Origin of the sequence: Pseudomonas sp. PS01301 (genome assembly GCF_029960215.1) — a bacterium.
In the GTDB taxonomy this organism is placed as follows: domain Bacteria; phylum Pseudomonadota; class Gammaproteobacteria; order Pseudomonadales; family Pseudomonadaceae; genus Aquipseudomonas; species Aquipseudomonas coleopterorum.
The window spans coordinates 112,167-133,123 of record NZ_JASCPM010000002.1 but is presented as its reverse complement, the minus strand read 5'-3'; the positions used below and the strand labels follow the sequence as shown (position 1 = coordinate 133,123).

Here is a 20,957-nt window from a genome sequence, read left to right as displayed (position 1 = left end):
CCTCGTTACTGTTGCAGAAAACGCCTCGTCAAAGCCCCAGATCACTCAAGCCTGGGTGATCGTCGGGGCGGCGGCCCAGGGGCCAGTGGTATTTGCGCTCGGACTCGGCAATGGGCAGGTCGTTGATGCAGGCGAAGCGCCGTTGCATGAGCCCGTTGGCGGCAAACTCCCAGTTCTCGTTGCCGTATGAACGAAACCAGTTGCCCGAATCGTCGTGCCACTCATAGGCGTAACGCACGGCGATGCGGTTGTCGGCGAAGGCCCACAACTCCTTGATCAGGCGATAGTCCAGCTCTTTGCGCCATTTGCGTTCGAGAAACGCCTGGGCCTGGGCGCGTCCTTCGATGAACTCGCTGCGGTTACGCCAGTAAGTGTCCTGGGTATACGCCAGCGCCACCTTGGCGGCATCACGGGAGTTCCAGCCATCCTCGGCGCCACGCACTTTCTGGATCGCGGTTTCGAGGGTGAACGGCGGCAATGGCAGGCGTTTCTCTTCGCTCATGTCGATGCTCCTAGAGTCGATGCTCCTAGAAAGGTTTGTAGGGCAGGAATTTGCCGTCCAGGGTGATCACGGCGCGGGATCCGCCTTCTGGATCTTCGACCTTCTTGATGTCGAGCTTGAAATTGATCGCGCTGATGATGCCATCGCCGAATTGCTCGTGCACCAGCGCCTTCAGGGTCGTGCCATAGACCTGGACCATTTCGTGGAAGCGATAGATGGTCGGATCGTTCGACACGTCTTCGGCATTGCCGCGCAGGGGTATGGTCTGCAACTCGACCACCGCCTCGGCGTCCAGCCCCAGGCGTTCGGCCACCACTTCGGCCACTGCCTGAGGCAGTGGATGCTGGCCCAACAGCGCGGCGGTTACATACACCGTGCTCAATCCGGTGCCTTCGGCCAGGCCCGCCCAGGTCAGGTTGTTCGCGGTCTTGGCCTGCAGGACGCGCTCGGTCAGGGTCTGGCGTGGAGCCTTGGAAACGTTGCTCTGGGACATGGTCGATTCTCCGGATGGGAACGCAAGGTCAGGTGTAACGCTTGGAGGCACAGAATCAACAAAACCCACCATAATGGCCAAGACTCATTTCAGATCATTTCCATAATTCCAACTTATGGTGAATCCGTGCTGCTACGTCATATCCGCTACCTGCTGGCCGTTGCCGATCACGGTAATTTCACCCGCGCCGCCGAGGCGCTGCATGTGTCCCAACCTGCGTTGTCGCAACAGATAAAGCAACTGGAATCGAGCATGGGCGTGCCCTTGTTCGACCGCAGTGGCCGCAGCATCGTCCCCACCGATGCCGGTCGCGTGTACCTGGAACATGCGCGGCGCTCGCTGCGAGAGCTGGAGGCGGGTCGGCGCGCGGTGATGGACGTCAGCGACCTGTCGCGCGGCCAATTGCGCCTGGGCGTCACGCCGACCTTCAGCGAATACCTGGTAGCGCCGCTGATCGACCGCTTCTCGGCACGGTACCCAGGGGTTGCGATCAGCCTTACGGAAATGTCGCTGGAACAGATACTCGACGCCCTGGCCCGCGATCTGCTGGATGTGGCCATCGGCTTCACCGGCGAGCATGGCGCCGATATCGATGCGCAGCCCCTGTTCGAGGAGAAGCTGTGCCTGGTCACGGCAGGCTCGGCGCTGGACCCCGGTCAGCAGAACAAGGTGCTGACCCTGGCCGATCTGCAGACGCTGCGCTTCGCCCTGTTGGCCCCGGCCTTCGCCACGCGTATCTCGGTGGATGCCTGGTGCCGCAAACAGCGCTTCACGCCCAACATTGCTCTGGAAGCCAATTCGATCGCCATATTGCTCAAGGTGATCAAGCAGGGGCGCATGGTGACCATCCTGCCCGATGCCATCGTGCGCGAGCAGCATGACCTCTACGAGCTTCGTACCAGACCGATGCTGCCCAGGCGCACGGCGGCCTTGCTACGGCGCAAGAACGGCTATCGCAGCGTCGCCGCCGATGCGTTCGCCACGTTGGTGAAGGGGTTGCAGGACTGAACGCATCGGTACCGGCGCAAACTTTTTCCTGATTCAGGCGTCAGCTTGAGAGCGACCTTTCGCCACCGCACTTTTGTCATTGAACAGGGACTCATCATGGTTTTCTTCATCTTCCTGCTGGCCTGCGCCGCTGCGGCCAGCACCGGCATCATCTTCAAACCCGGCCAGTGGTACGCCTCGTTGGTCAAGCCTCGTTTCACCCCGCCGAACTGGGCATTCCCCGTAGCCTGGACGGTCATCTACCTGCTGCTGGCCTGGGCCGGCTACCGCCTGACCCAACTGATCGGCAGCGAGACGGTCCTGGCACTCTGGGCCGCGCAGATCGCCCTCAACACCCTGTGGACACCGGTGTTCTTCGGCGCCCACCGCCTGCTGGCCGGCCTGGTGATCATCGTATTGCTGTGGCTGGTGACCGCCGCCATGGTGGTTCTGGCCATCCGCCTGGACCTGATCACCGGGCTGATTCTGTTCCCCTACCTGGCCTGGCTGTGCGTGGCGGCCGCGCTGAACTTCTCGATCCTGCGCAACAACCGCTGAGCTCGGTGCCACGCCGCCTGGCTCAGGTCAGATGGCGAACTCACCCACCAATGCCGTCAGACCGACCGCCAGTCGCGACACTTCGCCACTGGCGGTCGCCGTCTGGGTGGCACCCGCAGCACTCTGCATCGAAAGATCGCGAATGCTGGTGATGTTGCGGTCGATCTCCCGCGCTACCTGAGCCTGCTCTTCGGCGGCGGTCGCGATCACGGTGTTGCGTTCGCTGATCAGGTTGATCGATTCGGAGATCTGGCTGAGCGAGGTACTGGCGTGCTGCGCCACGGCCGACGAATCGCTGGCCATCTGCTGGCTCTGCTCCATGGCCTGGACGGCCTGCACCGAATCGGTCTGCATCGAGCCGATCATCTTCTCGATCTCCTGAGTCGACTGTTGCGTACGGTGCGCAAGAGCGCGCACTTCATCGGCAACCACGGCAAAGCCACGGCCCTGTTCACCAGCGCGAGCCGCTTCGATGGCAGCGTTCAGTGCGAGCAGGTTGGTTTGTTCGGCAATGGCGCGGATCACCTCGACCACCGTGTTGATCTCACGCGCCCGAGCCGACAGCTGCTTGACCTGAGTGCTGGTGCTGCCCACGTTGGTCGCCAGCGCCTGGATAGCGGTCAGGGTCTGTTCGACCTTGCCCAGACCATCCCTCGCCAGCGATTGGGTGGTGGCCGAGGCGTCGGCGGCTTCGGCCGCGTTACGCGCCACCTCGTCGACCGCCGAGCTCATCTGGGTGACCGCACTGGCCGCCTGATTGACCTCATCGTTCTGGCGCACCAGCCCCCGGCTGGATTCCTCGGTCACCGCGCTCATCTCTTCCGAGGCGGCGGCCAGTTGGCTCGAGCTGTCGGAAATGTGCGCGATCGTCTGCCGCAGGTTGGCCTGCATCCGTGCCAACGCCGTGAGCATGCTGGCGGCTTCGTCCTGGCCAACCACGACGATCTGTTCGGTCAGGTCCTTGCGCGCGATGCGCTGGGCGATCTGCACGGCTTCCTGGATGGGCTGGGTGATGCTGCGGATCAACAGCGCCGCAAGCAGGATGGTTGCCAGCACGGCCGCAGCCATCAGCCCAATGACCCAGGCACGGCCCGACTCGAAGGTCGCGAGCGCCGCATCCCCGGCGTCGGTGGCACCGCGGTCGTTCAGCGCCATGAGCTCGTTGACCTTGCCTTCCAGGGTGTTGGTCAGCGGGCGAATGGCCGTGTTGATCAGGCCGGTTGCCGCCGTGGTGTCGGCAGCGCGCAGCATGGGTTCGAGCTGGCCCAGCAGTTGGTCATACGCAGCCGCATCGGAACGTATGGAGTCGTAAAGTTTGCGGTCATCGTCGCTGGCAACGGTGCTTTCGTAGTGCTTGATGGTTTCCTGAAAAGCACGGCGATAGCCGGGAAACGCAGCGATCGTCTGTTCACGAAGCGCGGAATCGGTGGTGGTGGCGCCGCGCATGCTTTCGAGCCGCAACCTCAAGAGCCCACTGTTCATCTGGCCCGCGTCGCGGATACCCAACATCCAGTTCGTTTCCACATCCTGCTCGGCCTGGTACAGCTTGTCCATCTGGACGATGGAGAGACTTCCAAGAAGGATGACGACCACGACAATGGCCGAGAAGAATGCAATAGCGCGGGGGGCGAGGTTCAGGCGTCGAATGATCATGCAGGATTCCATTGCGATCAGGGGTTGATGCCTTCAGTCATCGGCCTGTGGCGCAAACACTTGAGCTAGAGGGCTCTGGGCAAATGTAAGCAAGCGCGAGAACAGGCCAGCTGTATGCCTGTACAGCCATTCAAGGGCAACCTATGTATAATCGCCCGCTTCAACGAAAATGGGTCCGCGCATGTCCAACGCCGATTACGAGGGTTCGCTCCCGCCACCTGCCGAAATGACCGTCATCCCCGTCATTCTGCGCCTGGTCAAAGAGGCGACCGGTCTGAGATTTGCGGCAGTGGCCAGGGTCACCGCCACGCGCTGGGTCGCCTACGCGGTGGACGACTCGGCCCACTTGGACATACGCCCGGGCGATCAGCGGCCACTTGCACAGACGTTGTGCAACGAAGTCCGCCAGCGTCGCCAGTCGCTTGCCTACGGCGAAGGCATGCACGTTCTGGCCGACGGACGCTACGAGCCGGAAACCCAACCAGGCCTGGAAACATTCAAAAGCCATATCTCGGTGCCCATCATCACCTCAGCAGGCGTGTTCGTAGGGACCCTCTGCGGACTGGACCCGGAACCGGTCGCGGTCGAAAATGCCAGCGTGATCGACACCCTCGAACTGTTCGCACAACTGCTGGCCAGCCATCTGGAACTTCACGCGCGGCTGCACGACAGCCAATCCGAACTGGGGGCATCCGAAGAAACCGGGCGCTTGCGCGAGCAATTCGTGGCTGTACTGGGGCACGACCTGCGCACGCCGATCAGCGCCGTGCGGATGAGTGCCGATCTGCTGGACCGGCAGGTCACCGACAAGCGCTCCAAGACCCTCGTGGCCGCGATCCAGAGCAGCGCCAAGCGCATGTCGGCGTTGATCGACGACGTGCTGGACTTCACCCGCTGCCGCCTAGGCAGCCGCTTCGTGATCAACCTGAACCGCGTCGACAACCTGTTCGAAGCGTTGATCCCGGTCATCGCCGAAATCCGCCATGCCCACCCGCTGGCCGATGTCAGCTATCACTACACCGATGCCAAACCCGTTCAGTGCGATTTCGGACGCATCAGCCAGCTGGTCTCCAACCTGCTGTCGAACGCCGTACACCACGGCGCACCCGGCGGACCGATCAGCATCGATGGACGCATCGAGCAGGACAGCCTGGTGCTGTCGTTTTGCAACGAAGGCCTGCCCATCCATCCCGACCGGATGGATCTGCTGTTCAAGCCGTTCACCCGCGCCGACAACGACCGGCAAAACGAAGGACTGGGTTTGGGTCTCTACATCTGCTCGCAGATCGCAGAATCCCATGGCGGACAGTTGCAGGTTACTTCCAGCGATCTGCACACCGTGTTTACCGTGCGATTGCCGGTACTCCGATAGCGCTGCCACCACGCTCCTGTAGCAGCGGTGCAAGCCGCGTCACGGCGTGTGCGTTCCATCAGGCCAGCGCCATATAACACGCCACACCCACCACCACCTCACGCTCTGCCAAACAGAAGCTTCAAGCCTGCTCCGGCAAACACCATAGCCAAGGCGCCCTCGATCCAGCGGCGCGCCTTTTGATAGGCGCGCACCATCGGCGCTGTGGAAAACACCACCGCGTAGCCGCCGAAGATGGTCACGCTGAGCACGGCGCAACCGGCCAGGATGATGGCGACCGTCGAAGTGGTAGCCCCTGGCCCCAGACCGAGGGTCATCGTCGCGATCCAGCTCAGGATCGCCTTCGGGTTGGTGAGGTGCATCAACAGGCCACGCTGATAGAGCTTCCATCCGGATGCCTTGGACGCCGATGACAACTCGTTGGCAAAGCGTTCGTTGGAGGTCAGCGCCGAGCGGCAGGCCTTGCTGGCAAGAAAGAGCAGATAGGCGCCCCCTATCACCTTCAAGACGATGAGCGCCTCGGCGTATTGAATGATAACGGCGGAAACCCCTGTCGCGGCCATGGATCCCCAGAAGAACGAACCGCTGATGACACCCGCTGCCAGCATCAGCGCCGGCCGTCTGCCCTGATGCATCGCCACGCTCATGATCCGCATGTTGCTGGGGCCGGGGCTGGCGGCGCCAACGATGTAGGTCACGAACACCAGCAGTAGAAGGTGAATATCGAATGACATTGAAGGACTCCATTCCAAGGCGGCAGGTTATCGGTTTGGATACCTTATAGTACCGTCACGCTTTGAAGTATCCCCAGCCGCCACTTTCAATACCGAGGAGCTCTTGCATGTTCACAGGTCTCAGCGCGTTCCCATTGACCCCGCTGCGCGATGGCAAGGTGGACGAAAACGCCTTCGTCGGCTTGATCGAAAACCTGGTGTCGGTCAAGGTCGGTTCCATCGGCGCCTTGGGATCGACAGGCAGCTACGCCTATCTCAACCGCGAGGAGCGGCGCCTCGCCGCCCAACTGGCCGTCGCCGCGGCAGGTCACGTGCCTGTGATCGTCGGCATCGGCGCGGTCGCCACGCGGGACGTGCTGCTGCTGGCCGAAGATGCCCAGGCTGCCGGGGTGTCGGCGCTGCTGCTGCCGCCGGTGAGCTATCAGGCGCTTCGTGCGGATGAAGTGTTCGAACTCTATGAAACGGTCGCCCACCGGGTATCGCTGCCGTTGGTGGTCTACGACAACCCCGGTACCACGCATTTCCAATTCACCGACGAGCTTCACGGGCGCATCGCCGCCCTGCCCAACATCGCGTCGATCAAGATCCCGGCTGTCCCGGCCGACCCGGCACAGGCGTCAGCCAGGGTCGCGAGCCTGCGGGCGGTCATCCCCCGTCACGTCAGCATCGGGGTCAGTGGCGATGCGGCCGCAGTGAACGGCCTGAATGCAGGGTGTGAGTTGTGGTACTCCGTGATGGGCGGCCTGTTTCCGCGAACCGCACGGGCACTGGTCGAGGCAAGCCGATCCGGGCAGGCCGAGCGGGGCCTTGAAGAATCGGCCCGGCTCGAACCGTTGTGGGCCCTGTTTCGCGAGTACGGTAGCCTCAGAGTCATCGCAACGGCCGCCGAAGTCCTCGGCCATGCCGCAGCGAACTGCCTGCCGCTGCCGCTCAAGGGGCTGGACGGGCCATCGACCCAGCGAGTCGCACAGGTCCTGAAGACACTGCAGCTGGCCTGAGGCGCGTTATTGCCCTGTCTCGATGCCCAAGCTCAGGGCTGGGAGGTCGCTGGGCTCACGTCCGACGGTGCCTGTAGCCTGTAACCCATGCTGTGCACGGTATGCAGCAACGGCACCTCGAACGATTTGTCGATGGTTCGGCGCAGCATATAGATGCCGGTTCGCAGGCTGTCCGAATCGGGCGTTTCCTCACCCCACAGCGCCAGTTCCAGCTCGCGGCGCTTCACGATGGCGGGGCTCTTGCGCATCAACAGCTCCAGCAGCACAAGCGTGGTGGGGTTGAGCTTGAGCAACCTGCCCGCCCGCTTTACCTCCAGTGAATCCAGATCGAAGCTCAAGTCATGGACTTCGAGCACGTTTTTCCTCATCCCGGCCGAACGTCGACTCACTGTCTCGACGCGGGCAAACAGCTCGGACAAGGCGAACGGCTTGACGATGTAGTCGTCGGCGCCGACGCGAAATCCCGTCAGCCGGTCCTCCAGCTCGTCACGGGCAGTCAGCATCAGAATCGGCGTGTGCCGCCGGGAGACCGAGCGCAGCTTGTGACAGACCTGGTTGCCGTCCATGCCGGGCAGCATCACATCGAGAATGATGGCGTCATAATTGCCGGTCATCGCCAGGTGAAGCCCGGTCACGCCATCCAGAGCGCCAGTCACTTCACACCCCTTGAGCACGAAGTATTCCGAGACGTTGGCGAGGATATCGGCATGATCTTCGATGACCAGTATGCGCATGGGACTCTCTTTTTATGTAAGGCACGAGTACGAAACACAACTACCCACTCAACGCTGGACCGGCATTTGTTTCGTGGCCACCAGCGCATTGCCGCTCACTCCTCTGCAGCCGGCAAACATGTCCAGCGCACTGTTGTAGACCCGCGTCTGGACATTCAACAAGCCTAGCATCGAGTGAAAGAGATTGTCCTGACTCAGCGGATCGTTGCGTGTGCGCTGCAAACAATGACTGTCGACGGTAAGCGCACGTTGATAACTGTCGGAGAACCATACCAGCAGTGGGACGTGTTTCTGCTGGTCAGGTGCCAACATGTAGGGCGTGCCGTGCAGGAACACGTTGTACTCGCCAAGAGACTCGCCGTGATCGGAGAGATAGATCATGGCGGTGGCCACACGGTCCTGGTTGTTGCGCAGGGTATCGATCAGCCGCGCCAGAACGTGATCGGTGTACAGCACGGTATTGTCGTAGGCATTGACGATACTCTCCCGGCTGCAGGCGTCCAGCGCGTTGCTCTTGCACACCGGAGTGAAGTGCTCGAAGGCTTGCGGATAGCGCTTGAAATATTCAGGCCCGTGACTGCCCATCTGGTGCAGGACCAACACGGTATCGTTGGAAAGGTGATCGATGAAGGCCTGCAAACCCTGCAGCAGGATTTCGTCCCTGCACTCGCTGTCTGCGCACAGAGCCGGGTCCTTGCCGTGGCTGACATCCAGCTGGGTGACCCGGTCGCAGGTGCCCTTGCAGCCGGACTGGTTATCCCACCACACCACGTCCAGGCCGGCACGCTTGAGCACGTCCAGCAACCCTTCCTGATTTTTCGCGACGGCTGGTTTGTACTGCTTGCGGCCCATGTTGGAAAACATGCAGGGCACCGACACGGCGGTTTCGGTGCCGCAGGAATGCACGTCGGTGAACGACACCAGACCCTGCTCGGCGGCCAGTTGCGGTGTGGTATCGCGCCCATAGCCGAGGATGCCGAAGTTATCGGCCCGGGCACTTTCGCCCACCACCAGTACGGTCAATGATTTGGTGGGGTGGTTGCCCACGTTCACCGCACGCACCGCATCCTCACCCAAGGGCACAAAAGGATGCTCGACGGTCGACACCTGCTCGCGGGCATAACCAATCGAGGCGCCGATGTAGTTGCTGGGCACCACCATCAGGCGCAACTCGTGGTGATTGCGCAACAGTGACGACAGCCCCTGATAGTCCAGCAATGCAACGCCGGTAACGATGCCGGCGCAGCCGGTGCCGATGAGCACTTTGTTGAGCAGCTCGCGATGGGGTTTGCGGTAAGCAATAGGTGTCTTCCACAACAGCACACACGGCAGCACGCCCAGCCCAAAGAGGTAGACCCACAGCAGGGGCGACAGCAGGCCTTCCACTTCGGTCACGTTGGTTTCGACAAGATTGCGGAACATGCCCGCGTCGACCACGATTCCGTACTGCCCCATGAAATACGCCACACAGGCGCTGACCAGAAACAACACCATCAGCAGCGGTTTCAACAGTTTGGGAAAGGCCAGCATCGTCAACACGAAGTTGAAGACGCACAACAGCAACACCCCAAACGCCCAGGCCAGTTGCTTACCTGCGCCCTCGCCGCCCGTAATGGACGCCAGGTGCTGCCAAAGCGGTGTGTTGAAAGCAATCAAGAGAAACAGGCTTGCAGCCAGTGTGACTAATTCCGGACGAACAGGTTTTATCTTGAACATGCGAGTCTACTGTCAGGCAGATAGGCGGGCCGTGCGCAGTGCGCCGGGTATCGACAGCGCGGACTGTAATCTCGAATAACTCAAACTTTCGTGAAAGATTTGCGAGGAAAAGCTTGCTGGAAAAAAACCCGAAGTGTGCATCTCCCGCGCATTGATCATCAGTCGCAGTCACCTGCTGAATGCTGCCCACCTAACGCATTTTTCACATCTTCTTCACCCATCACTGAAGGCCGGAAATCTATCGTCGCCAGCACAGCACGCTGCAGGCAGAACCTCTGGCTGAGCAACGCTTGCGAGACTTCGTGCCTACCGTCCTCATTGATTGTCTACCCACTGATCGGAGCCGTTCATGGCTATCGAAATACCTTCCCGTGCGTCCCGGCCTTTTGACTTTCGTTTCTCTCTGGGTGTGCCACTCGCCCTCATGGCAGTGATGCTGTGGCTGTATCCGCCGGCACTGGACTTTGCGCTTGCACAACTGTTTTACGTACCCGGCAGCGGCTTCATCGGACGGCAAAGTTACTGGCTGGAAAACATCCTGCACGACCGCGCCAAACAGGCGGTGATCGCCTTCGCCGTAATGGCGCTGGCCGGATTCATCGTCAGTCTGTGCAGCCCGAAGTGGCGGCAATGGCGCCGGCCTTTGGGCTACGTGGTGCTGTCGATGGCCCTGACGACTGCGGTGGTGATGCCACTCAAGGTGCTCACCGCAGTGCATTGTCCGTGGAGCCTGAAGGAGTTCGGCGGCCAGGAAACCTACACGCCGTTGCTCAGCCCACGCGCCGAGACCGAAAAACCCGGTCTGTGCTGGCCGGGCGGTCACGCGTCGAGCGGCTTCTCGTTGCTCGCGCTGTTCTTCTTCTGGCGCGACCGCCGCCCACGCACTGCGCGAATCGCCCTTGCCGTGGCGCTGGGATTGGGCGCGATCTTTTCCCTGGGCCGCATGGCGCAGGGCGCCCATTTCCTCTCCCACAACATCTGGACCCTGCTGATCGATTGGATGATCTGCGTGCTGTGTTACCGCTGGATTCTCTATCGCCCTGCGGCGTCCCGGATCACGCGCAGCCAGGCCACGATGGTCACCGGAGATCGCTGAAATGAGCGCCAGACGCCAGCTGTTCAAACAGGCGAGCCTGCTGCTGGCTCTGGCAATGGCTGCCGCCCTGCTCAGCGCGTGCCAGACGACACGCGAGCGGCTGTTGGCCGAAGGCTATCCCGCGCCCTTCGCCAACGGCTTCGAGGACGGCTGCAGCAGTGGCCGCAACGCGGCGCAGGCGCTGGGGGAATTTCGCAAGAACGTCCCCACCTACCTCGCGGATCGCCAGTACGCCACCGGCTGGGACGACGGCTTTCGCCAATGTCAGGCCAGCGTAGCCAGCGATTTCCAGCGCCGCATCGGCACCGACAGCAAGGCCGACCGCGACTGGCGGCATGCCCGGGATCAAGACATGGGCAGGGCCTTGGGTCGTGCGTCGCATGACTAGGCAGATCGGTTAGATTGCCGTCACTTCGCGACTATCGTTCGGATGCTCCGCATCGACGATCAGCGTTGCGCGGGCCAGACGAATACGCGGCGGCGCCGTCGTAGTGATGGCGCAGATGAGCAAGCAACATACCGATTGGCGCACGCGGCGACTGCCACGGTTCGCGTGACCTCCGTATCCACCCGCCAACAGTCCTTCCATTATGCGAGATCCCAATTCTGCAACAAGCCGAAAGATATGCTGTGTCGTTGAGCTCGCCGCAAGGCAGCAACTGCGTTAAAAATGGCGTGAATGGCTGAACGTGGTGTCTATGTAGCGTGAAGAACATTGCCCTGATTTCAGGCGCCGCTTGCCAATACCCTTACGGAACGCTCATCGATGCACGAGAACACCCACTGGCCGCTGACACTCTACTTCGACGGTGACTGCCCCCTGTGCGCTCACGAGATCAAGGTCCTGAGCGCTCGCGCCTCACCCGATCGCCTTCGTTTCGTCGACATCAGCGATCCGGCGTTCGATGCCCCATCCCTGGGGTTTAGTCGTGCACACATGGAGTCGTTGCTGCACGCCCGCTTCGCCGACGGAACATGGGTCACCGGCCTGGACGCCACACTCTGGAGCTGGCGAGCCGCAGGCCTGGGCATCTGGGCGGCGCCATTGTCGTGGCGCTGGGCCCGGCCGCTGTTGAACGTGGGCTATCGCCTGTTCTGCCGCTGGCGCCCGCACCTGGCATGGCTGCCCCACCCCGACGGCAGCGCGCGCTGCCGTAGCGACAGCTGTGCGCTTCCCGATACGGATCGTGCGGCGCGCAAGCAGCCGCCTTCTGAGCCTCGGTGAGCGCCAAGGCAGTCGCTTTCACGCCCTGTGTCGCATGACAAACGAACCCATCAAATCGTCGCATGTTGCCAAAATTGACAACATGCGTATGATGGACTACAACGCAAGGAATGCTCGTGGACGTACTCAAGAAGGATCGGTTCGATGAAGCCTGTCGAAGGCATCCAACGTGCGCCAACGCACTCCGGACGTGCTATCGAGTGCTGTGCGCTATCGAACCTGAAAGCTACAACGACTTGAGCAATGCCTTCGGCAGCAGGCTCGATCTGTTCAAACCTCGTTCTGGTGCAGGATGGGTTGTGATTGATATTGGCGGTAACAAGTTAAGGCTGATCGCGGGCATAAACTACGAACGGAAGAAGTTGTACGTAAAACATATCTATACACATGCGGAATACGACGCTGCAAACCAATGGTATGCCAGAAACAGTCAAGGAGTGAGGCCATGACCGCTGCGCTTGAAAACTCGCAAGCTATTCGCGCTGCTCTGGAGAGCCTTCAGCGGCTGGTCGAGCAACTTCGTGAGTCTTTCGTTGGCGGAATCCATACGCCTGACGAGTACCAACGTGCGTCTGTTCTGCTGGACGAGCTGACCGATGGCCACCCCCTTAACAAGTACGAGACACAAGTTCTGATCGAGCTTGAGGAGGCCATTGAGCTATATGAGCGCGAATCCGAACAATTCGCGGCTATCAATGCGAACCTGACATCCGCCGTCACGCCCGTGCAGCTCCTACGTGACTTCATGGACCTGCTTGGGCTCACCGGTTCGGACTTGCCTGAAATTGGAGACAGGCACGTAGTCTCCAAAGTGCTTTCGGGCACGCGTCCGATCAGCCACAAGATGGCCTATGCGCTGGCCGAGCGGTTCAGCACCAAACCGGATGTTTTTTTGGAGAAGCAAGAGCGGTCCTGACGTTGCTCGATCGTCTCGGCGAAGACTATCGGCGTCACGGAAACTGCGCCGTTCACGAAAGCGTAGTGGTGGAAGAAGGCGCTGTACTCAACGGCGCGATCATCATCGGTGAAGAAGCCTTCGTCGCCGCGGGTGCGTACCTGCGTGGTGGCGTTTACCTGGGCAGGCAGTGCATCGTGGGCCCCTGTTGCGAGCTCAGATGCAAGCAAGTGACACGTTCACTTTCCTGAAAAAACACAGAAACATTTTGAAACACGCGGCGCATCTCCCTACTCCAACGTCTTTCTCTCAAAGACTAATCCATGAAGACGCCCCGTCCTGCCGCACGTTTGGAACCGCTTGAGCAACTGCGTAACTTGAAGATGGCGCGATCCGCCCATGCCTATGTGCGGGGCAGCACGGTGCAATTCTATGACTGGCTGCAGTCGCAGTCGGGCCGACGCTTGCCTAGTGGCCCGCCGGTGTGGATCTGCGGCGACTGCCATGCCGGCAATCTCGGCCCGACCGGTGATTCGAAGGGCCGTATCGATATCCACATCCGCGACCTGGACCAGACCGTCATCGGCAACCCGGTGCACGATCTGGTGCGGCTTGGTTTGTCGCTGGCGACCGCCGCACGCGGCTCGGACCTGCCGGGTGTGGCCACGGCGCGCATGCTGGAAGAAATGATGGTGGGTTATGAACAGGCCTTCGAGAACAACCACGACGAAGAACCGCAACGCCCCGCTCAGGTGAAGGCCGGCATGCGCAGCGCCGTGCAGCGGACCTGGAAGCACCTGGCTCAGGAACGCATCGAGGACATGCGCCCGACGATTCCATTGGGCAAGCATTTCTGGGCCTTGTCCAAGACCGAGCGCAGCGCCATCAAAACGCTGTGCGCCACCGATGAGATTCATGCCTTGGTCACGTCGTTGAAAGGGCGATCGGGCAGCGACAGTGTCGAACTGCTGGACTCGGCTTATTGGGTCAAGGGTTGCAGCTCTCTTGGGCTCAAGCGCTACGCCGTGCTGCTGGGCGTGGGCGACGATGACGATCAGGAGTTGTGCCTGCTCGACATCAAGGAAGCCGTGGCGGCCGCAGCGCCGCGCACCGTTCGCGCAGGCATGCCGCGGGACAACGGCAAGCGCGTGGTCGAAGGCGCGCGGCACCTGTCACCGGGCCTGGGCAATCGCATGCTGGCCACGCGCATGCTCGACCATGGCTTCTTCATTCGCGAACTGCTGCCTCAGGACATGAAGCTCGAGCTCGATCAGTTGAGCGAAACCGAAGCCATGCGTGCGGCCAGTTACCTGGCCAGCGTCGTCGGCACGGCCCATGCCCGGCAGATGGACCTTTCGACCCGAGCCGCCTGGATCCGCGAGCTGCAGACCAACCGCTCCAACACCCTGGATGCGCCTTCCTGGCTATGGTCCAGCGTCGTGCATCTGGTAGGCAGCCACGAGCAAGGCTATCTGGAACACTGTCGCCGTTACGCGCTGCAGAATTGAACATCGGCGCTTGCGTCGAGGACTAAATTGAAACCTTGCGCAGCCCCTCACTCAGGAACCCCGTGTATGCATATTCTTCATATCGCCAGCTCTCCTCGCGGGGAGCGTTCGGCCTCCCTGAAACTGGCCGATCGCTATCTCGAAACGGCTGCTTCGGTTGAGCCCGGCACGACCGTCGACGTACTGGATGTCTGGACCACCGACCTGTTGCCGTTCGACGGCCCCGCGTTGAAAGCCAAATACGCGGACCTGGAAGGTGTGGAAATGACCGCCGAGCAGGCGGCCGTCTGGAAGCAGATACATGCCTTGGGCGAGCGTTTCCACCGCGCGGATGTGATCGTGTTCAGCGTGCCGATGTGGAACTTTGGTGTGCCCTACCGCCTCAAGCACCTGATCGACTCGGTGTCGCAGCGTGGCGTGCTGTTCGACTTCGACGACAAGGGCATGGTCGGCCTGCTCAAGGGCAAGAAAGTGGTGGTGCTGGCCACCCGCGGGGTGGCGCTTGGCGAGGATTACCCGACCGAAGACTTCGACCATCAGGTGGCCTTTCTGCGGACCTGGGCCCGCATGGTAGGGATTCCGGCCATCGATACCGTCGAATCGGAAGGCACCCTCGGCGATGCGGCAACCGCCGAGGCCAACTTCAACGCCGCCCTGGATGCAGCCGCCAAGCTGGCCACGACACTGACGTCCTCAAGCGGCTCATCGCACTAGACTTCGGTATGCCGATCCGCCGGTTGGCGCGGATCGGCACCGCTCACCTCTCCTCCTTACACCTTGAACCGCGAGACCACCGTGTGCAGCTCGGTCGCCAGCAAGGTGAGTTCTTCCGCCGTCACGGCGTTGTCTTCGATACCTTCCATGAGCGCCAGGCTGCCATTGCGGATCTGGGTCACGTTGCGATTGATGTCCTCGGACACCGCGTGTTGCTGCACGGCTGCGCTGGCTATCTGGGTGTTCATGCCGACGATCTGTTCGACGCCATCGCTGATGGCATCCAGGCTGGTCGAAGCGGCATCGGCCGACTGCAAACATTCCTGGGCACGCTGCTTGCCGGCCTTCATCTGTTCGACGGCCGCAGAGGTGGCCGATTGCAGTTCCTGAATGATTCGGCGGATTTCTTCGGTGGAGTTCTGCGTGCGTGAAGCCAGGGTCCTCACCTCGTCGGCGACCACCGCAAAGCCACGCCCCTGCTCCCCGGCACGGGCGGCTTCGATGGCAGCGTTCAAGGCCAGCAGGTTGGTCTGGTCGGCGATGTTGCGGATCACCTCGATCACCCCGCCGATCTGCTGGCTGTGTTGGGCCAGTGCCGAGACCTTCTGCGCGCTGCGTTCCACCTCATCGGCCAGGGCCTCGATGGTGACTTTGGTCTCATGCATCTTCGCCAACCCGGCCTGGGACGACTGACTGGCGTGTTCGGCAGCGTGGGCCGCCCCTTCGGTGTTCTGCGCCACGTCGGCCACGCTGGTGGTCATCTCATTGATGGCCGTGGCGACCTGCTCGGTCTCGCTTTGCTGAGTGTTCATCGATTGCTTGGCCCGATCGATGGACACGCCCATGCGCGCGGCAGCATCGGAAACCGACTGCGAGCTGCGCTCGACCTGGGTCAGCGAGCTGCCGAAGGCCTGCACCATGTGGTTCAGGCTGTTGCCCACGTCGGCCATTTCGTCCTTGCCACGCACCTGGACGCGTGCGCTCAAGTCACCTTGGCCGATAAGCCGGGTGGCCTGCAGCACATCCTCGATGCTGCGGCGCATGGCACTGTAGATACCGCAGAACACGTACACCAGCAGCAGGCCGACGACGGCGAACATGCCAAGAATGAACAGCCGCTCCGAGGTCTTTTCCTGAGCCCGCTGGGCCAGGCGGTTGAGCAGTTCTTCCTGCAGCGTGTCCTGCGCCTTGTACAGCTCGGCCACGACCGCGTTGCCTTTGGCGGGCACGTTCTGCACGTTGACCAGCGTGTCACTGGCAGAAGACGTGACCGCTTCCAGGTCCGCACGGAAGCCGGTCAGGCTCATGAACGCACTGTCGATAGGTGCCTGAATGCGATCGGCCAGGGCGGGCTCTCGGCGACGCAGCAGCTCCAGGCTTTGCTGAAGCTCCTTGTGGATCAGCAATTCGGTCTTGAGCATCGACTTGATCACGCCACGCGTCGCGGGGCTCAAAGGCTGCCCCTCACGCAGCCCGCTGGCCAACCCCCGCAGTTGCCCGACGATGTTGATCTGGCGGGGCAGACGCAGCGTGCTCAGGTCGATCATGAACAGCGATGCGTAATCCTCATCCAGCACCATGCCCGACGTGGCGGAGACGTAGTAGACGAAATTCAGGGTCTCGATCAGTTGGTCGTTCCATTGATCGAACATGCCCCCAGGATCGACGCCGGGCTTGGCCATCGACATCAAGCGCGTGGCCGAGGCATGCAGGCGTTCCACGCGATCGCCGGTCTGCAGAGCGTCGTTGAACTGGCGGTCAGTGGTGGCCAGTTTCGAGAAGGCGTCTTCGATCTTTGCCTGATTGGCCAGCACATCGGCCTGTGCGGTCTGATCGCCGCTGAGCAGGCGGTTGGTCAACGCGCGCTGCATCATGGACAGGCGCAGGATCGGCGTCACATCCAGCAGGTAGCGCTGGCCGGTCTGCTCCGAGCGTATGACCGCCAGGCTGTCATTGAGCTGAACGATGAAGCGGGTACCGAGCAGGAGCAGCGGGACCAGAACGATGATGGCGAGCACCGCGAATTTGGTCTTGAAGCGTAATCGGTTGGCGAGCGTTACGGCAGGAGCAAGCATGTTCATAGGGTTCTCACAGCCCGGAATGGACGGTTAGTGGTTAATCGTGAGTGAGAACGGTCCATTTCTCGGACGCCGGGGCTCTGTCCGGCCCCTTGGCCGAGCACAGGTGTTCTGTGCTCAAACGTCCGTATCGGTTGGGTTTCGGATAACTTTACGAGAATTTGTACAAATATCTTTATTTGTACAGGTTTTGAACTTCATGAACTGAGTAATGTCGCGGCGACATCACTGCGGGGATCAAAAAAATAAAGATTGAATACTCACAGAAAATGTTATTTAAATAACATAAATAACAGCCGACGGTGGGTCCGTCGGCGCTGGCGAGGTCACAACAACAATGAGCAAGATCGCAGTCATCGGCAGCAACATGGTCGACCTGATCACCTACATCGAGCGCATGCCCGCCCAGGGCGAAACCCTCGAAGCACCGCGTTTCGCCATGGGCTGCGGCGGCAAGGGGGCCAACCAGGCCGCGGCGGCGGCCTTGCTGGGTGCCGACGTCCTGATGCTGAGCAAGGTCGGCGACGACGGCTTCGCCGATACCACCCTGGCCAATTTCCAAAGGCTGGGCATCGACTCGCGCTTCGTCGAGCGGGTACCGGGCGTGTCCAGCGGCGTGGCGCCGATCTTCGTTCAGGAGAACTCCCACAACAGCATCCTGATCGTCAAAGGCGCCAATGCCCATCTGCATCCGGCCGACATCGATCGCGCCGAGGCGCAATTGCGTGATTGCGCCCTGATCGTGCTGCAACTGGAAATCGAACTGGCGAGCGTGTACCACGCCATCGAGTTCGCTCGACGCCACGCCATTCCAGTGTTGCTCAACCCCGCCCCTGCCCTGGCCGGCCTGAGCAACGACCACCTGGCGCTGCTGGACTTCCTGATTCCCAACGAAAGCGAACTGGCGCTCATCAGCGGGCTGCCGGTGAACTCTGCCGACGAAGCGGCGCACGCCGCGCGAACCCTGGTGGCCAAGGGTGTACGCCACGTCATCGTCACCTTGGGTGAACAAGGCGCCCTGTACGTCGGCGCCGAAGGCGAGTGGCAGGTCCCGGGTGTCAGGGTCGAGGCGCGCGACACCAGTGGCGCGGGCGACGCCTTCATCGGCTGCTTCGCGAGGCACTGGAGCCAGGACGCCGATATCCATCAGGCGATGCAACAAGCGGTGGCCTACTCCGCCTGCTCGGTCACCGGCCTCGGCACGCAGTCTTCCTACCCGGATGCAGAAACGTTTGCACGCTTTCTGGATGCATCGGCTCGCTGACACCTCACCAGCACTCTCGCGGAGAACAATAATGAACAAACCTGCGCTGCAACAAACCCCGGACGGGTTCTACCTGAACCGTACGCCATGGTTCGCCTTCATCCTGCTGTGTCTGATCTTCGCCCTGTGGGCCGCTGCGGCCGGCATGAACGACGTGCTGATCGCCCACTTCAAGAAGGCCTTCCTGCTCAGCGACTTCCAGTCGGCCTTCGTCCAGTCGGCGTTCTACCTGGGCTACTTCTTCGTTGCCATACCGGCAGCCCTGGTGGTGCGCCGTTTCAGCTACAAGACCACGATCCTGGTCGGTCTGATGCTGTACCTGTTCGGCTGCGCGCTGTTCTTCCCTGCCGCGTCCACCGCCAAGTACGGCATGTTTCTGATCGCCCTGTTCGTCATCGCCGCCGGCCTGTCGTTTCTCGAGACCGCCTGCAACACCTATTCGACCCTGATGGGTCCGCGGGAAACCGGCACGCGGCGCTTGAACATCTCCCAGACCTTTCACCCGTTCGGGGCCATGACCGGGGTGTACGTCGGCAGCTTCGTGATGTTCAAGGACACCGACGCCAGCCACGAGCAACTGGCGCAGATGATTGCCAGCGAAGCGGCCGTGCAGCAGTTGCAGATGATCCAGTCGACCTTGCTGCCGTACAAATGGATGATCGCGGTGCTCATTCTGATGTTCATCCTGATCGCCATCACCCGCTTTCCCGCCTGCAAGGGCAATCGTAACAGCAGCGAACCGCGGGCCAGCCTGGGTGAAAGCCTGGGACGCCTGCGCCGCAACCCGCGCTTCTGTTTCGGCGTGCTGGCGCAGTTCCTCTACGTCGGCGCTCAGGTGGGCGTCTGGAGCTTCACCATTCGCCTGGCCATGCAGATGGGTGGCATGAACGAACGCAGTGCCTCTTGGTTTCTGTTGATCACCTTTGCCGCCTACTTCGTCGGCAAGATGATTGCCAACGTGCTGATGCGCAAGCTGCACCCCGCCAAGGTGCTGGCTCTGTACGGCGTGCTGTGCATCCTGTTGCTGGCCTACACCATCTTCGTACCCAACATCACCGCGGTGTACGCAGCCGTGGGTGTCAGCGTCTTTCTCGGTCCTTGCTGGCCGACCATCTACGGCCTGACCATCGACGGGCTCGGCGAAGACACGGGTGTCGGTGGTTCGCTGCTGGTGATGAGCATCGTCGGCGGTGGCGTGATCCCGATCTTCCAAGGCCTGCTCAGCGACGCCAACAACGGCAACATGCAGATCGCCTATACGGTGCCGCTGCTGTGCTTCGTGGCGATCGTGCTGTACGCGGTGCGCTGCATGCGCCAGCCACAACCGGCCCTGACCGGCTCGGCCGCGGCGGTGGCGCAATGAGTGCCGAATGCCTGCGCCTGCCGCTGTACCCGCAACTGTGGGACAGCACCCGTCGAACCCTGCTCGAGTCGCGTCAGTTCACCGTACACGCCTGGACCTACCCCAGCGGGGTCAAGGCACTGTCGCTGGAGAACAGCCGCGGCAAGCTGGTGATACTGCCCTGGCAGGGTCAGATGATCTGGTCGGCCGAGTTCGATGGCCACGACCTGACCATGCGCAACATGTTCAGCCAGCCCCGCCCCAGCAACAGCATCATCGGCACCTATGGCTGCTTCATGTTCCACAGCGGCCTGCTGCGCAACGGTTGCCCAGGCCCGGAAGACACCCACGCGCTACACGGCGAGATGCCCTGCGCGCCGATGGACGAGGCCTGGCTGGAAAGCGGTGAGGACGAGCATGGCGCCTACCTGCGCCTGGGCGGTACCTGCGAGTATGTGCAGGGATTCGGCGACCACTACCGGGCCAGTCCCAGCGTCACCCTGCGCCCGGCCAGTGGCGTATTCGAGATCGGCATGGAAGTGCTCAACCTGGCGGGCAAGGCCATGGACCTGATGTACATGGCGCACATGAACTACGCCTATGTCGAAGGCGCGCGGCTGAGCCAGCCGCTGGGCTGCGAGCGCACCCGGGTGCGCAGCAGCGTGCCGGCCCACGTACGGCCGACGCCAGCCTGGAGCGATTACATGGCGCAGCTGAGCCAGGATCCGCAAGCCCTGGAAGTGCTCGACTCCCCTGACCTGTACGACCCGGAAATCGTCTGCTTCTTCGATGAAGTCCGCAGCGATGCCGAGGGGCAAGCGCATTTCTTTCTGGAGCACCCCGACGGCGCGGCCTTCTACACCCGCTACAGCCCGCAGCAGTTCGAGCATGCCGCGCGCTGGATCCTGCACAACGCGGATCAACAGGTTGCCGCGTTCGTCTTGCCCGCCACCTGTGAACCGGAGGGTTACCGCGCCGAACTGGCCAAGGGCAACGTGCACAGTCTGGCACCCGGTGCGCGCGCCGAGTTCAGCCTGCGCACCGGTTTTCTCAGCGCCACGGAACGGCGAGCGTTGCCGACGTGACCT

General features: G+C 61.7%; 21 protein-coding genes and 1 pseudogene. 15 read left to right on the top strand and 7 right to left on the bottom strand.

Annotation, left to right across the window (positions count from 1 at the left end; translation table 11 throughout):
* Nucleotides 1–28 precede the first annotated feature (28 nt).
* Complete coding sequence (locus QMX89_RS01645; protein ID WP_049859259.1) at nucleotides 29–502, bottom strand: nuclear transport factor 2 family protein; 474 nt, start codon at nucleotides 500–502, stop codon at nucleotides 29–31.
* A gap of 25 nt (nucleotides 503–527) precedes the next feature.
* Nucleotides 528–995, bottom strand: a complete 468-nt coding sequence (gene cynS / locus QMX89_RS01640; protein ID WP_049859258.1) for a cyanase — start codon at nucleotides 993–995, stop codon at nucleotides 528–530.
* Between the two features lie 126 nt (nucleotides 996–1,121).
* On the opposite strand from cynS, the gene cynR reads away from it, so the two are divergent.
* Nucleotides 1,122–2,003 carry a transcriptional regulator CynR gene (gene cynR / locus QMX89_RS01635; RefSeq protein ID WP_282346232.1) on the top strand — a complete coding sequence of 294 codons (882 nt, stop codon included), beginning with the start codon at nucleotides 1,122–1,124 and terminating at the stop codon, nucleotides 2,001–2,003.
* 96 nt (nucleotides 2,004–2,099) lie between these two features.
* Nucleotides 2,100–2,540, top strand: a complete 441-nt coding sequence (locus QMX89_RS01630; protein WP_049859256.1) for a TspO/MBR family protein — start codon at nucleotides 2,100–2,102, stop codon at nucleotides 2,538–2,540.
* 27 nt (nucleotides 2,541–2,567) lie between these two features.
* Here QMX89_RS01630 and QMX89_RS01625 read toward each other — a convergent pair whose 3' ends face one another.
* Nucleotides 2,568–4,193 carry a methyl-accepting chemotaxis protein gene (locus QMX89_RS01625; RefSeq protein WP_282346228.1) on the bottom strand — a complete coding sequence of 542 codons (1,626 nt, stop codon included), beginning with the start codon at nucleotides 4,191–4,193 and terminating at the stop codon, nucleotides 2,568–2,570.
* A gap of 181 nt (nucleotides 4,194–4,374) precedes the next feature.
* Here QMX89_RS01625 and QMX89_RS01620 point away from each other — a divergent pair, with 181 nt between their 5' ends.
* Nucleotides 4,375–5,565, top strand: coding sequence for a HAMP domain-containing sensor histidine kinase (locus QMX89_RS01620; RefSeq protein ID WP_161804281.1), 1,191 nt, complete (start codon nucleotides 4,375–4,377; stop codon nucleotides 5,563–5,565).
* A gap of 98 nt (nucleotides 5,566–5,663) precedes the next feature.
* Here QMX89_RS01620 and QMX89_RS01615 read toward each other — a convergent pair whose 3' ends face one another.
* Complete coding sequence (locus QMX89_RS01615) at nucleotides 5,664–6,299, bottom strand: LysE family translocator (RefSeq protein ID WP_282346227.1); 636 nt, start codon at nucleotides 6,297–6,299, stop codon at nucleotides 5,664–5,666.
* 107 nt (nucleotides 6,300–6,406) lie between these two features.
* Between QMX89_RS01615 and QMX89_RS01610 the strand changes: the two genes are divergently transcribed.
* Entirely contained in the window at nucleotides 6,407–7,297 is an 891-nt protein-coding gene (locus QMX89_RS01610; RefSeq protein ID WP_282346225.1) for a dihydrodipicolinate synthase family protein, read from the top strand.
* 32 nt (nucleotides 7,298–7,329) lie between these two features.
* On the opposite strand, the gene QMX89_RS01605 is transcribed toward QMX89_RS01610, so the two are convergent.
* Both QMX89_RS01605 and QMX89_RS01600 read right to left on the bottom strand, forming a co-directional pair.
* Nucleotides 7,330–8,031 carry a response regulator transcription factor gene (locus QMX89_RS01605; protein WP_282346223.1) on the bottom strand — a complete coding sequence of 234 codons (702 nt, stop codon included), beginning with the start codon at nucleotides 8,029–8,031 and terminating at the stop codon, nucleotides 7,330–7,332.
* A gap of 48 nt (nucleotides 8,032–8,079) precedes the next feature.
* Complete coding sequence (locus QMX89_RS01600) at nucleotides 8,080–9,747, bottom strand: phosphoethanolamine--lipid A transferase (RefSeq protein WP_282346221.1); 1,668 nt, start codon at nucleotides 9,745–9,747, stop codon at nucleotides 8,080–8,082.
* Between the two features lie 349 nt (nucleotides 9,748–10,096).
* On the opposite strand from QMX89_RS01600, the gene QMX89_RS01595 reads away from it, so the two are divergent.
* The 8 genes and pseudogenes from QMX89_RS01595 to QMX89_RS01560 all read left to right on the top strand — a co-directional run bounded on the left by QMX89_RS01595 (nucleotide 10,097) and on the right by QMX89_RS01560 (nucleotide 15,185).
* Complete coding sequence (locus tag QMX89_RS01595; protein WP_282346219.1) at nucleotides 10,097–10,843, top strand: phosphatase PAP2 family protein; 747 nt, start codon at nucleotides 10,097–10,099, stop codon at nucleotides 10,841–10,843.
* A 55-nt stretch (nucleotides 10,844–10,898) separates the two neighbouring features.
* Nucleotides 10,899–11,231, top strand: a complete 333-nt coding sequence (locus QMX89_RS01590) for a hypothetical protein (RefSeq protein ID WP_282346327.1) — start codon at nucleotides 10,899–10,901, stop codon at nucleotides 11,229–11,231.
* Between the two features lie 378 nt (nucleotides 11,232–11,609).
* Complete coding sequence (locus tag QMX89_RS01585) at nucleotides 11,610–12,068, top strand: DUF393 domain-containing protein (RefSeq protein ID WP_282346217.1); 459 nt, start codon at nucleotides 11,610–11,612, stop codon at nucleotides 12,066–12,068.
* Between the two features lie 116 nt (nucleotides 12,069–12,184).
* Complete coding sequence (locus tag QMX89_RS01580; RefSeq protein ID WP_082223585.1) at nucleotides 12,185–12,517, top strand: type II toxin-antitoxin system HigB family toxin; 333 nt, start codon at nucleotides 12,185–12,187, stop codon at nucleotides 12,515–12,517.
* Nucleotides 12,514–12,984, top strand: coding sequence for a transcriptional regulator (locus QMX89_RS01575; RefSeq protein WP_282346216.1), 471 nt, complete (start codon nucleotides 12,514–12,516; stop codon nucleotides 12,982–12,984). Before QMX89_RS01580 ends, QMX89_RS01575 begins: the two co-directional genes overlap by 4 nt.
* Nucleotides 12,981–13,184: pseudogene (locus QMX89_RS01570) on the top strand (transferase); the annotation flags it as partial. The gene QMX89_RS01575 and the pseudogene QMX89_RS01570, both read left to right, overlap by 4 nt.
* 102 nt (nucleotides 13,185–13,286) lie before the next feature.
* On the top strand, nucleotides 13,287–14,471 hold the full coding sequence (locus QMX89_RS01565) for a DUF2252 domain-containing protein (protein ID WP_049859245.1): 1,185 nt from the start codon (nucleotides 13,287–13,289) through the stop codon (nucleotides 14,469–14,471).
* Between the two features lie 66 nt (nucleotides 14,472–14,537).
* The gene (locus QMX89_RS01560) at nucleotides 14,538–15,185 is read left to right on the top strand and encodes an NAD(P)H-dependent oxidoreductase (protein ID WP_090357669.1); all 648 of its coding nucleotides are present in this window, start codon (nucleotides 14,538–14,540) and stop codon (nucleotides 15,183–15,185) included.
* 56 nt (nucleotides 15,186–15,241) lie between these two features.
* On the opposite strand, the gene QMX89_RS01555 is transcribed toward QMX89_RS01560, so the two are convergent.
* On the bottom strand, nucleotides 15,242–17,266 hold the full coding sequence (locus tag QMX89_RS01555; RefSeq protein WP_282346213.1) for a methyl-accepting chemotaxis protein: 2,025 nt from the start codon (nucleotides 17,264–17,266) through the stop codon (nucleotides 15,242–15,244).
* A 334-nt stretch (nucleotides 17,267–17,600) separates the two neighbouring features.
* On the opposite strand from QMX89_RS01555, the gene rbsK reads away from it, so the two are divergent.
* From rbsK to QMX89_RS01540, 3 genes are read left to right on the top strand one after another with little or no spacing between them, the layout of a single operon-like run.
* A complete protein-coding gene (gene rbsK / locus QMX89_RS01550) occupies nucleotides 17,601–18,527 on the top strand; it encodes a ribokinase (RefSeq protein WP_282346212.1) in 927 nt (308 codons plus the stop codon).
* Between the two features lie 31 nt (nucleotides 18,528–18,558).
* The gene (gene fucP, locus QMX89_RS01545; protein WP_282346211.1) at nucleotides 18,559–19,890 is read left to right on the top strand and encodes an L-fucose:H+ symporter permease; all 1,332 of its coding nucleotides are present in this window, start codon (nucleotides 18,559–18,561) and stop codon (nucleotides 19,888–19,890) included.
* The gene (locus QMX89_RS01540; RefSeq protein ID WP_282346210.1) at nucleotides 19,887–20,954 is read left to right on the top strand and encodes an aldose 1-epimerase family protein; all 1,068 of its coding nucleotides are present in this window, start codon (nucleotides 19,887–19,889) and stop codon (nucleotides 20,952–20,954) included. The genes fucP and QMX89_RS01540 overlap by 4 nt, the downstream gene beginning before the upstream one ends.
* Nucleotides 20,955–20,957: the final 3 nt, after the last annotated feature.

Bases quoted from the DNA above. Each gene is read 5' to 3' on its own strand.
- QMX89_RS01645 (WP_049859259.1), bottom strand. From the start codon at position 502: ATGAGCGAAGAGAAACGCCTGCCATTGCCGCCGTTCACCCTCGAAACC.
- cynS (WP_049859258.1), bottom strand. From the start codon at position 995: ATGTCCCAGAGCAACGTTTCCAAGGCTCCACGCCAGACCCTGACCGAG.
- QMX89_RS01630 (WP_049859256.1), top strand. From the start codon at position 2,100: ATGGTTTTCTTCATCTTCCTGCTGGCCTGCGCCGCTGCGGCCAGCACC.
- QMX89_RS01625 (WP_282346228.1), bottom strand. From the start codon at position 4,193: ATGATCATTCGACGCCTGAACCTCGCCCCCCGCGCTATTGCATTCTTC.
- QMX89_RS01620 (WP_161804281.1), top strand. From the start codon at position 4,375: ATGTCCAACGCCGATTACGAGGGTTCGCTCCCGCCACCTGCCGAAATG.
- QMX89_RS01615 (WP_282346227.1), bottom strand. From the start codon at position 6,299: ATGTCATTCGATATTCACCTTCTACTGCTGGTGTTCGTGACCTACATC.
- QMX89_RS01610 (WP_282346225.1), top strand. From the start codon at position 6,407: ATGTTCACAGGTCTCAGCGCGTTCCCATTGACCCCGCTGCGCGATGGC.
- QMX89_RS01605 (WP_282346223.1), bottom strand. From the start codon at position 8,031: ATGCGCATACTGGTCATCGAAGATCATGCCGATATCCTCGCCAACGTC.
- QMX89_RS01600 (WP_282346221.1), bottom strand. From the start codon at position 9,747: ATGTTCAAGATAAAACCTGTTCGTCCGGAATTAGTCACACTGGCTGCA.
- QMX89_RS01595 (WP_282346219.1), top strand. From the start codon at position 10,097: ATGGCTATCGAAATACCTTCCCGTGCGTCCCGGCCTTTTGACTTTCGT.
- QMX89_RS01590 (WP_282346327.1), top strand. From the start codon at position 10,899: ATGGCTGCCGCCCTGCTCAGCGCGTGCCAGACGACACGCGAGCGGCTG.
- QMX89_RS01585 (WP_282346217.1), top strand. From the start codon at position 11,610: ATGCACGAGAACACCCACTGGCCGCTGACACTCTACTTCGACGGTGAC.
- QMX89_RS01575 (WP_282346216.1), top strand. From the start codon at position 12,514: ATGACCGCTGCGCTTGAAAACTCGCAAGCTATTCGCGCTGCTCTGGAG.
- QMX89_RS01565 (WP_049859245.1), top strand. From the start codon at position 13,287: ATGAAGACGCCCCGTCCTGCCGCACGTTTGGAACCGCTTGAGCAACTG.
- QMX89_RS01560 (WP_090357669.1), top strand. From the start codon at position 14,538: ATGCATATTCTTCATATCGCCAGCTCTCCTCGCGGGGAGCGTTCGGCC.
- QMX89_RS01555 (WP_282346213.1), bottom strand. From the start codon at position 17,266: ATGAACATGCTTGCTCCTGCCGTAACGCTCGCCAACCGATTACGCTTC.
- rbsK (WP_282346212.1), top strand. From the start codon at position 17,601: ATGAGCAAGATCGCAGTCATCGGCAGCAACATGGTCGACCTGATCACC.
- fucP (WP_282346211.1), top strand. From the start codon at position 18,559: ATGAACAAACCTGCGCTGCAACAAACCCCGGACGGGTTCTACCTGAAC.
- QMX89_RS01540 (WP_282346210.1), top strand. From the start codon at position 19,887: ATGAGTGCCGAATGCCTGCGCCTGCCGCTGTACCCGCAACTGTGGGAC.